This is a genomic window from Psychrobacter sp. Ps4, assembly GCF_022129285.1.
GTDB classification, from domain to species: Bacteria; Pseudomonadota; Gammaproteobacteria; order Pseudomonadales; family Moraxellaceae; genus Psychrobacter; species Psychrobacter immobilis_A.
In genome coordinates, this window is sequence record NZ_JADQAK010000006.1 from 38,476 (window position 1) to 51,331 (window position 12,856).

The following is a 12,856-nucleotide window of genomic DNA, read 5'->3' on the forward strand; positions in this document are numbered from 1 at the left end:
ATATTCTTTTATTCAACTTATTTTATCCAGCACCGTATTCATTGATAATTATGAATGCGGTGTTGTTTTGGAGATTTGTACATGAGTGCTTCAGACAATAGTAACTCGATCCAGCAAGAATTTGCGCCTTTAAAGAACGATAGATTATTACGGGCATTACGCTTTGAATCAATAGACACCACACCAGTCTGGATGATGCGTCAAGCAGGTCGTTATTTACCAGAATATAAAGCCACTCGTGCGGAAGCGGGCGACTTTATGAGCCTGTGCAAAGATACGGACCGCGCCACTGAAGTTACTTTACAGCCACTACGCCGTTATGATTTAGATGCCGCTATCTTATTTAGTGATATTTTGACCATACCTGACGCTATGGGTCTAGGCTTATACTTTGAGGCGGGTGAAGGTCCTAAGTTTAAACATCCTATTCGTACACAAGCAGATTTAGATAGATTGCCAGTACTGGAACCCAATGACTCTCTTGATTATGTCATGCGTGCAGTGACTAGCATCCGAAAAGCATTGAATGGTCAAGTGCCTTTATTTGGTTTCTCTGGTAGTCCATGGACATTGGCTACCTACATGATCGAAGGCGGCAGCTCAAAAGACTATCGTTATACTAAAGGCTTTTTGTATAGCAACCCTGATTTTTTGCATCAATTATTAGATAAATTAGCCACTTCTGTCATTGATTATCTAGATGCACAAGTGGTCGCTGGTGCTCAAATTTTACAGATTTTTGATAGTTGGGGTGGGGCGCTTGGTCATCGTCAGTTTATCGATTTTTCTCATGCTTATAATAAGCGTATCGTCGCTGAATTAAAAGTACGCCATCCGCAAATACCAGTGGTATTATTTACCAAAGGCGGTGGGTTATGGTTGGATGTGCAAGCAGATAGTCAAGCTGATGTTTTAGGGTTAGATTGGACGATGCCCATTGATCGTGCACGCCAAGTATTGGCTGAAAGTCAGCGTCAATTGACCAAACAGCATAAAAAACTACAGAGTAGTAAAGCCATTCAAGGCAATTTGGATCCAGCAACATTGTATGGTTCACCTGCGACGATTCGTGCTGAAGTAAATGCAATGCTTGATAGTGCTTATGCAAGCGGCGAAAAAACGGGTTATATAGCAAACTTAGGTCATGGTATTACGCAATGGGTCAATCCTGACAATGCCAAAGTATTTATCGATGCGGTGCACGATTATAAAATCTAAAGCCGCTAGAATCTAAAAATGACAAAGTTCAGGCATATAAGCGAGCTTTCTATCTAAGATTTGTTTAACAAACACTGATATTTACCAAGTAAAATAAAAAGGAATATCTTATGATTTCAGCAGCGATTGTTGGTGGTACAGGTTATACGGGTATTGAGCTGATTCGCTTGTTATCTGCGCATCCTGAAGTATCTATTGATTTGCTAACCTCGCGTAGCGAAGCTGGTACACGCGCTGATGAGATATTTCCAAGCTTACGCGGTATATCAGATATTGTCTTTAGCGACTTGGGCGATGAGACGCTTGCAACGCTGCAAAAGTGTGATGTGGTCTTTTTTGCCACGCCACATGGCGTAGCGATGAAGCAAGCAGAGGCGCTAACGCAAGCCGGTGTGAAAGTCATTGATTTGGCTGCTGATTTTCGTTTGCAGTCACTGTCCGATTTTGAGCACTGGTATCAGCAGTCGCATGCTTGTCCTGAGCTATTAAAGACAGCTGTCTATGGTTTACCTGAAGTCAATCGCGATAAACTTGCCACTGCTTTAGTCGTCGGTAATCCGGGTTGTTATCCGACCACTGCTATTTTGGGTTTGAAACCAATAATCGATATGCAAAATAAGCAAGCAGAGAGACTGGTGGAATCACGCATCGTTATCGATGCAAAGTCTGGTGTTTCTGGCGCTGGTCGCCAAGCTTCACTTGCGCTTAATTATGCTGAAACTACTGATAACTTTAAAGCTTATAGCGTTGAAGGACATCGTCACCTGCCTGAGATTGAGCAAGGCGTGGCGCAGCTATTAGACAGCCAGTTCACCCATCGCATTCGTTTTTTACCGCATCTTGTGCCGATGATACGTGGCATGCTGAGCTCTATTCATCTTGAGCTGACGGATGCGGGTGCTGCTATTGATTGGCAGCAGATATTTGAAACATGCTATGAATCAGAAGCGTTTATTGATGTCATGCCAAAAGGTATTTATCCAGATACCCGTAGTGTCCGCGCCAGCAATCGTTTACGCATTGCTGTGCATCAAGACAATGAACGTGCGGAATTGACAGTGATTGTCGTACAAGACAATTTGGTAAAAGGCGCAGCAGGACAAGCGGTACAAAATATGAATGTCATGTTCGGATTCGATGAAACAATGGGTCTAAACTTTGCACCTATTGTTCCGTAGCAGATGTTTAGCTGTGGTCAAATCATTCACATTTATGGTGCTAGGTATTGATTATAAATTCCGCTATAATATTGCCATTACTGTTAAGAGATATTGTCTAAATGCGTGTCAAGCTTGTACGACGCTTTTGCTCACAGCCCGCACCTTCATCGTGCAAAGACTCTGATTTGTATCATTTAGAGCGTAGTCCGCATTCTCTTAAAACCAATGCTGGTTCAGTAACTAAGGTAGGTGGTAGCCAACAAGGGGCATCCACATTGGTGTTGGCTCTCTTTGTCGTTGTCATATTGGTGACTGCCATTGTTGGATTGATATTCGGTCATAAATTAGGATATCAGCGTGGCTTTCATTCTATGCAAACTGAAACCAAGCAAGCGATGATCAATAGCACTGAGGCAACAGAAGCGCTTGAAGATTTACGTCTTAGTCATAAAATAGCGGCCAATCAAGCGGCTACTGCTAAGCAGGAGCTGGCGATTAGCTTGGCGAACATCAAAGAGTTGCGTGAAAACCAGCAAGAATTAACGGTTGAGAATAGACAAGTCTCTCAACTGAATGAATTATATGCTGATGTCCTTCGTGACAAAGGCGGCATACCTTTACAAGTAATAGCGGCAAAGATTGAGCCATTACCTGAAAATGCCTTTGAATATGGTTTCGATATAGGCATGCTTGCTAGCGATGGCAAAGCCAAACGCCTAAAGCCAACGTTGACGTTGCTCAATGACGATGATTTTGTAGAGGTGCCGCTAGATCCTCCAGTTTATACTATTGAAGGTATCGTTCGTATTCGTGGTCGTTTCATGATGCCATCAGGCTTTAAACCGTTACAAGTCAAACTCAGCTTACAAGCTGGCGGGCAACAAGTGGAGCAGCTCTATGATTGGAAGCTTGGCGACCGAGTTGATAATATGCCGCTATCACTTTTAGATTTACCCGAAGTCGACGAAAGCCCGATTGAGCCTTAATCTATTCATATTTAAGAGCGCTATAATAAGCATTGCGTTTGCCAACCTCTGCTAGCATCCTTTATTCCGTTATAAATATAACCATTAATTTGTATGCCAATTATGATGAAACAAACCCTATTGCAAGCGTTGCCAACTGTTGCTGATTGGCACTTTCCAACTATACCTGCTCATCGTGCACAAGATGGCGATACGGAAGGCGAAACCTCGCCACAAGCAGATGTACTGGTAGCAGAGCCAGAAGTGGCTAAGCCGCCTATGTATGCCGTCGTTATGTATAATGATAATTATACGCCGATGGAGTTCGTCGTTTATATTTTGCAGTCCGAATTTCGTCATAGTATGGATTCGGCAGTCGAAGTTATGCTAACGATTCATAACAGTAGCAAAGGCATTGCTGGTATCTATCCTAAAGATATCGCTGAGACCAAAGCCAAAAAAGTAAACAGTCTGGCACATCGTGAAGGCTATCCATTATTGACCCAGATTGAGCCACATCAAGGCGAATAAGAAAATAGCGTAAACATGAATTTAAAGTTCTATCTTCTTTTCGTGTTTCTATCTTATTATTTCCAATGGTTTTATCGTTTAGAAACCCTTTCAAGCTCTAAAAACCGCTCATTGTGAGCTTGATAGGTACTCTGTATCCAAGCAGTCACTCATAAATTCCTTATTATAAAAATTTCCTAACCTTGATTTTTCTTTAATATACCCTTATCTATATTAAGTCATCACATCAAACAGCTGTCTAAATTTTATAGAAATGATTGCTGCACTCGTATCATTTTCTAGTCATCCTATTAACTTGAGTTTTTCTATAATTTAATCAGCTGATGGCTTAAAAAAGTCATTTGTATCTTTCATTCTCTCATTTATTATTCTATTACCGATTTCTCCTTTATTTGCTCAGCTTTTGAAGCTTTCATACTATTTCGTTACTATAAATATTGATGCGCAGTACGCCTTGATACATTTTAGTCTGTGTTAATAGATTGACTCTTCTTAAGTATCGTGTTGAGATAAAGAAAAGCAAGTATGAGTGATCAAAACGCTTAATTGGTGATAAGTAGATAGCACTGCTACTTGAGTAATACATGGTCAATATCATTTAGCGCAGTCTTTTGATAATACAGATTTAGCCCTTGAACAATCCATCTGTCGCCCTGATTTACTTACTAACTCATTCATAAAGCTATCAATTATAAAGATAGGTATAACCGTAGGAAGTCGTTATGTTAAGTCGTCATCTTGAAGTTTCTTTGCGTTTAGCAATGACACTTGCGCGCCAAAAATCGCATGAGTACCTCACTGTTGAGCATCTATTATTGGCGTTATTAGAGAATACTCACGCTGCCAATACACTAACTGCCTGTAATGCCAATGTTTCAACGCTGCGTACCGAGTTAGAAGCTTATATCAATAAGCATACGCCAACGGTAGACGCAGACACTGAGCAGTCACCGCAGCCAACCCAAAGCTTTGATCGTATTCTGCAGCGTGCTATTTTCCATGTACAATCTATTGGTGGTGGTCGCCTTGTTGAAGGCTCAGACATTTTAGTGTCTATGTTTTCAGAGCACGATACTTATGCCGTTTATTTGCTCAAAAAGCAGGGTATTAGCCGTCTTGAGCTGACCCAGTACTTATCGCATGGTCAAGATAAAGACGAGCCATCTGAGCCACGTGCTTCTATGACGGGTGAACGCCGTAGTACCTCAGAAAAAACCAGTAAAGATCCCTTGGTTGAGTTTGCGACCAACCTAAACCAGCGTGCGGCTGAAGGTAAGACGGATCCATTAATTGGACGTGGCCCTGAAATTGAGCGCGCCGCGCAAGTACTGTGTCGTCGCCGTAAAAATAACCCGTTATTGGTTGGTGAGCCAGGCGTCGGTAAAACCTCGATTGCTGAAGGTTTGGCGTGGTTGATTATTAATGATAAAGCACCGAAACCATTGAATGGCTGCGTGATTTATAGCCTTGATATTGGCTCATTAATCGCTGGTACTAAATACCGTGGTGATTTCGAAAAACGCATGAAGTCACTGCTTGATGCGCTAAAGAAAAAGCCCAATGCAATCTTGTTTATTGATGAGATTCATATGATTATTGGCGCAGGGTCGTCAATGAGCAGCAATATGGACGTATCAAACTTGATTAAGCCAGCACTTGCTAATGGTGAGCTGCGCTGTATCGGCTCAACTACCTTTACCGAATACCGTCAAGTGTTTGAAAAAGACCATGCACTGTCACGTCGCTTTCAGAAGATTGATGTCAAAGAGCCGAGTGTCGACGATACCATTGATATTTTGCGCGGTCTGAAGCCTCGTTATGAGGAATTTCATAACGTTGAATATACCGATGAAGCATTGGTCACCGCCGTTCAATTATCTGCTAAGCATATTCACGAGCGTTTTTTACCAGATAAAGCGATTGATGTGATTGACGAAGCAGGTGCCTATAAGCGTTTAGGCGTGATTCCTGATGCTGATGATATTGATGCAGAAGAAAGCTTCATTGCGGATATAGAGCAAGATTTTGATGCTCAGATTGATGCCGATGTTGAGGGTCTCGATGGCGACACGTATAGCGATAGCGAAATGCAGGATGAAGCGGAAACTGCAAAAGCCAATGATCGCGCCAAATCGTTCAGTGAGTCAAAAATTGCCAAGGCTAAGAAAAAACCACCGATGAAAATCGATGTGGCAGATATTGAGGCGATTGTTGCCAAGCTTGCACGTATTCCTCCCAAGTCAGTATCGAGTGATGATAAGAGTATTCTTCAGCACTTAGATCGTGATCTTAAGCATTTAGTGTTTGGTCAAGATGAGGCAATTGAAACATTAGCCGATGCGATTAAGCTATCACGTGCTGGTCTCAAAGCACCAGATAAGCCAATTGGTTCCTTCATGTTTGCCGGTCCTACTGGGGTGGGTAAAACCGAAGTTTCACGTCAATTGGCAAATTTGTTAGGCGTAGAATTGGTTCGTTTTGATATGTCAGAGTATATGGAAGCCCATACTGCATCGCGTTTGATTGGTGCGCCTCCTGGCTATGTCGGTTATGATCAAGGTGGTTTGTTGACTGAAAAAATCAATCAACATCCACATTGTGTGTTATTGCTTGATGAGATTGAAAAAGCGCACCCTGATGTCTTCAACTTGTTACTGCAAGTCATGGATCATGGTACGTTGACTGATAACAATGGTCGTGTGGCTATCTTTAAGCAAGTCATTGTGATTATGACGACCAACGTCGGTGCTGATAGTATTAGCCGCTCTTCAATGGGCTTTACTCAGCAAGACCATAGCCGTGATAATACAGAGTCGCTCAAACGTGTCTTTACGCCAGAGTTCCGTAACCGTTTAGATGCCATCATCCAATTTAACCCATTAGATACCTCCGTGGTGGTATCTGTGGTTGATAAATTCTTGGTTGAGCTACAAGTTCAGCTTGATGATAAACAAGTCACTTTAGAGATTGATGACGAAGTACGCGATTACTTGGCTAACAAAGGCTATGATCGCCTAATGGGTGCACGCCCAATGCAGCGTCTGATTCAAGATGAGATCAAAAAGTCATTGGCAAGTATGATTTTGTTTGGTGATTTGGTCAATGGTGGGGTAGTACATCTTACCTTAGAGCCTGAAGCTAATGATGAGCAAGATGGTGATTCTGTTAAGCTTGATAAGTACAGTGGTAAGACGGATTATAAGTCTACAGATAAAGGATCAGCAGATAGTCGTATTATCTTGACGGTCGTTGAGACTCATGAGCCACATCCAGACTCTGAGTCACTCGCCAGCTAAGTTTTTGCTACTAATGTAATAACAACGGTTACCATGTTACTGTGGTAGCCGTTTTTTTATTGCTATAATTCATAACAAAACCAACGTATGAAATCACGAGCTCTCATGTGCGAGATTGGTTCACGCCCCCCATTCAATATTTATCTAATCGATAACAAATATAACAGGACATACTATGGAATTATTCGATGAACAAACGCCAAAAACGCCAGCGCAAAAACAAGCAATTTTAGACAATGTGCGCTTGCCAGAAGATTGGAAAACGGCATTAGCAGACGAGTTAACTTCTAACAATATGGACAACTTGCGTGCGTTTTTAAAAGAAGCCTATCAATCAGAAAGTAGTATCTATCCGCCAGCACCCTTAATATTTAACGCGTTAAACCTGACCCCTTTATCACAAGTTAAAGTCGTGATACTAGGTCAAGATCCATATCATGGACCAGGGCAGGCAATGGGCTTATCGTTTTCAGTGCCCAAAGCCATTCCAAAGCCACCCTCACTCAATAATTTGTTAAAAGAGATGGCGAGTGATATTGGTATCGCACCCTCAAAACATGGCGACCTGACTTACTGGGCACAGCAAGGAGTTTTGCTATTAAATAGCTCTCTGACCGTGCGAGAAAGTGAGCCAAATAGTCATCAAAATAAAGGCTGGGAGCAGTTTACCGATGCGGTGATTGATGTGGTTAATGAACAAACAGAACATACCGTATTCATATTGTGGGGCAGTAAAGCCCAGAAAAAAGGCAAATATATCAATACTGATAAGCATCTTATTCTGACCGCTGTACATCCATCACCACTTGCTGCCAATCGTGGTGGATTCTTTGGTTCCAAGCCGTTTTCTAAGACCAATGATTATCTAGTACAGTATGGGCAAACGCCTATCGATTGGCAATTACCGCAATAGTTGTCAAAATAAATGAAACATAAACAAAATATAAGCTTGAAGCCATATCCAACCGCAAATAGTCAGTTAGTTATTGAAGATATGCAAGCCAGCGCATTTTGGTCACTTCAAGATATGAGCTGGATGAACCTAGCTCTTAAACTTGCTAGACAAGGTGCTGAGCGTGGAGAAGTGCCGGTAGGAGCGATACTGGTACACGATCAGCAGATTATTGGTCAAGGATTCAATGAACCGATTGGGCGTCACGATGCGACCGCTCATGCCGAGATTGTTGCATTAAGAGAGGCGTGTGCGCGCTTAAAAAACTATCGTTTACCATTACAGACAACGTTATACGTTACCTTAGAGCCTTGTACGATGTGTATCGGAGCGCTCATTCATGCGCGGGTAGATAGATTGGTTTATGCAGCAAGCGAGCCACGAGCGGGTATGGTTGGTAGTCAGATAAATTTACCGATACAGCCTTTTTATAATCATGCTATCGAAGTACATAATGGCTTATGTCGTGAGCATAGCAGCCAGATGCTTAAGACCTTTTTCCGTGAACGACGAAAAGCGGCAAAAAGGAAAGACAATTCATAAGCAATTAACAAGATATCGGTCTTGCTGCTAGTGATGGGTAGGTTTCTTTGCTATAATATCGCCCTATTTGATGACGAAATGATGAATTAATTGTCAAGCGTTTGATAAATAAGTAAATATTGTTCTGCAGCTAGCATGCACTAAGTCGTATCAGTATCGTCTACTATTAAGTGAGTATTATGACCGTCTCTACAGCTGATAACGCTATACTTGATAACTTTAGTTCTGGCAGTAATGATAACCAAGCGCCAGTGTTGCGCTATCCAGTTATCTGCATTGATGGACCAAGTGGGGCAGGTAAAGGTACGGTGACGTGGCGTTTGGCCCAAGCATTGAATTATCAACTGCTAGATTCAGGTGCTCTGTATCGTATCGTTGGACTCAAAGCATTTGAAGCGGGATTAGTTGCGGCAGACGGAGGCCAAGCCATTGACGAGATGGCTGTATTAGCACTAACGCAGCGCCTAGAGATTGCTTTTGTACCTAACAATGCATCAGGACGTGTTGATATTTTAGTGAATGGTGAAGCGGTTGGTGAGCAGGTTCGTAATGAAACCGTGGGCGGCTATGCATCACAAATAGCCGTATTTCCAAAAGTTCGTCAAGCATTACTAAAGTTGCAACAAGATATGGCAACTCGTTCTGGATTGGTCGCTGATGGTCGCGATATGGGGACGGTGGTGTTCCCAGATGCGGATGTAAAAGTATATTTGACTGCCAGTGCTGAAGCGCGTGCCGAGCGCCGCGTAACACAGTTAATAAATGCTGGTCAGACGGCAGATTTTGACGCGATTTTAGCGACAATTAAAGCTCGTGATGATCGTGATGAGAATCGAGCGACTGCACCATCAAAGCCTGCAGAAGATGCTCTACTACTAGATAGCTCTAACTTAGATGCTGATGAAGTTTATGCACAAGTGAAAAGACATTGTCAGGATAAAGGTATTTTCTTTAATCGTTAATAAAAACAAGTTAGTAAGTATGAAAAAGTTTCCTATACGCTTGATTTTAGTATAAAATCACAGTAGTAGACGCTAATTATCTCTAGAGAGTGATAAAAATATTCTTTCTAAATCATAGAGATTTAAAAGTATAAGGCATTGCAATATAAGACAGTTGTTGCTAGTGAGTTTAATAAGTTATGTGCTTACTAACAACAAACGTTTTTATATATGATTGTATGGGATATAAAACCAGTATTCTCGTTTTATGCAATCATAAATTTGATCCGTACTGTGCTGGACAGGATACGGCTATACAAAGGTAGACATAATGGAATCATTTGCTGAACTATTTGAAGCGAGCATCGAAGAAACAGGTCTGGATATCGAGCGTGGCTCGGTTATCACTGGTACTGTTGTGGCCATTGATAACGACTGGATCACTGTTGATACTGGTCTGAAATCTGAAGGTATCGTCGCTCGTGAAGAGTTTTTAAGCGAAGAAGGCGAACTTGAAGTTGAAGTTGGCGATAGCGTTGATGTCGTGGTTGAAGCGGTTGATAACGGCATGGGTCAAACCTTGCTTTCACGTGAAAAAGCCAAACGTGTTGAAACTTGGAACTTCCTTGAAAAAATCGCTGATAATGATGAAATCGTAAAAGGTATCATCTCAAGCAAAGTTAAAGGCGGTTTCACTGTAGATATCGGTTCAGTACGTGCGTTCCTACCAGGTTCATTGGTAGATGTTCGTCCTATCCGTGACACCACGCATCTTGAAGGCAAAGAGCTAGAATTCAAAGTTATCAAACTTGATCAAAAGCGCAACAACGTTGTTGTTAGCCGTCGTGCAGTTATGGAAGCTGAAAATTCAGCTGAGCGCGAAGAGCTATTGAATAAGCTTGAAGAAGGCATCGAGATCGAAGGTATCGTTAAGAACCTTACTGATTACGGCGCATTCGTTGATCTAGGTGGTATCGATGGTCTATTGCACATCACTGACATGGCATGGCGCCGTATCAAGCATCCATCTGAAGTTGTTGAAGTTGGTCAAGACCTAAAAGTTAAAGTATTGAAGTTTGACCGTGAGCGCAATCGCGTTAGCCTAGGTCTAAAACAACTTGGTACTGATCCTTGGGATAACGTTGGCGGCACTTATCCAGTAGGTAGTGTGGTTAAAGCACGCGTAACCAACTTAACTGATTATGGTTGTTTTGCTGAGATTTCTGAAGGTATTGAAGGTCTAGTACACGTATCAGAAATGGATCATACCAACAAAAACATCCACCCATCAAAAGTTGTTCAAGTGGGCGATGAAGTTGAAGTAATGATTCTTGATATCGATGAAGAACGTCGTCGTATCAGCCTAGGTATCAAACAAACTCTAGCTAACCCATGGGATGAGTTTGATAAGAAACATGAGCGCGGTGATAAGATCACTGGCACGATCAAATCAATCACTGACTTCGGTATCTTTATCGGTCTAGACGGTGGTATTGATGGTCTTGTTCATCTATCTGATATCTCTTGGAACGAAACTGGCGAAGACGCTATCCGTAACTACAATAAAGGCGACACCGTTGAAGCAATGGTATTGTCAGTAGATGCAGAAGCAAACCGTATCAGCCTAGGCGTGAAGCAGTTAAGCTCTGATCCATTCAACGAATACCTAGTCAACAATGACCGCGGTGCTATCATTAATGGTAAAGTAAAAGAAGTAGATGCTAAAGGCGCTACTATCGAGCTTGCTAACGAAGTTGAAGCGTATCTACGTGCCTCTGAAATTCAACGTGACCGTGTTGAAGATGCGACTAAGCATTTGAGCGTTGGTGATGACGTTGAAGCGAAAATCATCAGTGTTGATCGTAAAACTCGCAACATCAATTTGTCTATCAAAGCGAAAGACGAAGCTGAAGAGCGTCAAGCGATTAAAGAGCTAAGCAGCACTAGCACGACTAGTACTACTGCCAGTTCTGATGCACAGCCAAAAACAATTGGTGACTTGATCAAAGAGCAAATGCAGTAAGCTGCACGTTATTGATATAAGATTATAAAAGAAGCGACTATGGTCGCTTTTTTTTTGCTTAAATTTTAAGTGCACTATTAATCAATGAGGTTTTTGCTCAAACAGGCAAACTCTTATTTCCATTTACCGTAATATCCGCTATCATTTGCAACATTGAGTAACGAGATGTGAATTATTACTTATTTAAGACACTGATATTGTTTTAGTGAATGGCTATTTATCCTTATGATCTTGATGTATAGCTTGTTTTAAAAGTAACCAGCTATCGAAAATGATGGTTCAATTCACAGTCATCTTATCCATTAATCAACAAGGCAAGCGTAATAATGCAGCAAGCGATTAACAAGTCCGAATTTATTAGTAATTTAAGTGCGAACTGTGACAATATGACTGATACTGTAGTCGATGATGCAGTACGTGAAATATTAAACTTGATGACCGATACGTTAGCCAATGATGGACGCGTAGAAGTTCGTGGTTTTGGCAGTTTTTGTCTGCACCATCGTCGTGCCCGTATGGGTCGAAATCCTAAAACAGGAGAAAGCGTACCTGTACCTGCCAAAGCGATACCGCACTTTAAACCAGGTAAAGCATTACGTGAAGCAGTCAATGATACAGTAGCAAATAGATAAGTGTGTTATAAAGTATTTATTGGGTAAAATTGCCAACAAGAGTGCTTGCCAGCCACTTTTGCTAGAATTTATCACTAGTGAGTTTATAAGCATATAAATGTGTGGGTTGATGAAGGTTTTAAAGTGCTATTTTTAAAACACTAACGACATTCCAAATCGAGGTAGACGTCTCATGCGCTTTTTACTATTTGTATTGCTGTTTTTGAGCTTTGCTTATGCACTTGGTTTGGTGTTGGCAAACAATACCGAAGTTGGCGTAAATTTATTATTCTCGCAAGCACCGACGATGAATCTAGGATTGCTGCTGATTTTATGCCTTATGCTTGGTATTGTTATTGGCATCTTGTTGGCACTGCTTATCTTCCGTGTCTTACAGAATAAGTGGGAAATCTCGCGTTTGCAAAAAGCGAATGTGAACTTGCAAGCGCAACTGACACAAGCCAATGCTGTCATTGATCGCCAAGCAAGTGCGCCAACGGTGGAAGAAGCTGTTTATGGTTCGACAGCAACCAATGTGCAAGTGCAAGACGCAGAAGTACTTACTGTAGATGAAGGCGCGACACTTACCAAACAAAAGCGAGACTAAATTATATTT

11 protein-coding genes are annotated in these 12,856 nt (G+C 41.7%); all 11 read left to right on the forward strand.

Features of this window, described 5'->3' with window-relative positions; all coding sequences use genetic code 11:
* The first annotated feature begins 81 nt into the window (after positions 1–81).
* The 11 genes from hemE (at position 82) to I3252_RS05080 (ending at position 12,847) form a co-directional block, all read left to right on the forward strand.
* Positions 82–1,218, forward strand: a complete 1,137-nt coding sequence (gene hemE, locus I3252_RS05030; RefSeq protein WP_045445031.1) for a uroporphyrinogen decarboxylase — start codon at positions 82–84, stop codon at positions 1,216–1,218.
* A 110-nt stretch (positions 1,219–1,328) separates the two neighbouring features.
* On the forward strand, positions 1,329–2,396 hold the full coding sequence (argC, locus tag I3252_RS05035) for an N-acetyl-gamma-glutamyl-phosphate reductase (RefSeq protein ID WP_055124420.1): 1,068 nt from the start codon (positions 1,329–1,331) through the stop codon (positions 2,394–2,396).
* 101 nt (positions 2,397–2,497) lie between these two features.
* Entirely contained in the window at positions 2,498–3,364 is an 867-nt protein-coding gene (locus I3252_RS05040) for a hypothetical protein (RefSeq protein ID WP_238034417.1), read from the forward strand.
* 102 nt (positions 3,365–3,466) lie between these two features.
* Positions 3,467–3,874 (forward strand): ATP-dependent Clp protease adaptor ClpS, encoded by a 408-nt coding sequence (locus tag I3252_RS05045; protein ID WP_238034418.1) that lies wholly within the window; start codon positions 3,467–3,469, stop codon positions 3,872–3,874.
* A 722-nt stretch (positions 3,875–4,596) separates the two neighbouring features.
* Positions 4,597–7,170, forward strand: a complete 2,574-nt coding sequence (locus I3252_RS05050; protein WP_238034419.1) for an AAA family ATPase — start codon at positions 4,597–4,599, stop codon at positions 7,168–7,170.
* A 175-nt stretch (positions 7,171–7,345) separates the two neighbouring features.
* Positions 7,346–8,083 (forward strand): uracil-DNA glycosylase, encoded by a 738-nt coding sequence (locus I3252_RS05055; RefSeq protein ID WP_193009480.1) that lies wholly within the window; start codon positions 7,346–7,348, stop codon positions 8,081–8,083.
* Positions 8,084–8,095: 12 nt separating this feature from the next.
* Complete coding sequence (tadA, locus tag I3252_RS05060) at positions 8,096–8,665, forward strand: tRNA adenosine(34) deaminase TadA (RefSeq protein ID WP_193009479.1); 570 nt, start codon at positions 8,096–8,098, stop codon at positions 8,663–8,665.
* Between the two features lie 179 nt (positions 8,666–8,844).
* Positions 8,845–9,627 (forward strand): (d)CMP kinase, encoded by a 783-nt coding sequence (cmk, locus tag I3252_RS05065; RefSeq protein WP_238034420.1) that lies wholly within the window; start codon positions 8,845–8,847, stop codon positions 9,625–9,627.
* Between the two features lie 310 nt (positions 9,628–9,937).
* Complete coding sequence (gene rpsA / locus I3252_RS05070) at positions 9,938–11,629, forward strand: 30S ribosomal protein S1 (RefSeq protein WP_238034421.1); 1,692 nt, start codon at positions 9,938–9,940, stop codon at positions 11,627–11,629.
* Positions 11,630–11,955: 326 nt separating this feature from the next.
* The gene (locus I3252_RS05075) at positions 11,956–12,261 is read left to right on the forward strand and encodes an integration host factor subunit beta (protein ID WP_238034422.1); all 306 of its coding nucleotides are present in this window, start codon (positions 11,956–11,958) and stop codon (positions 12,259–12,261) included.
* A gap of 172 nt (positions 12,262–12,433) precedes the next feature.
* Positions 12,434–12,847, forward strand: coding sequence for a lipopolysaccharide assembly protein LapA domain-containing protein (locus I3252_RS05080; RefSeq protein WP_045445050.1), 414 nt, complete (start codon positions 12,434–12,436; stop codon positions 12,845–12,847).
* Positions 12,848–12,856: the final 9 nt, after the last annotated feature.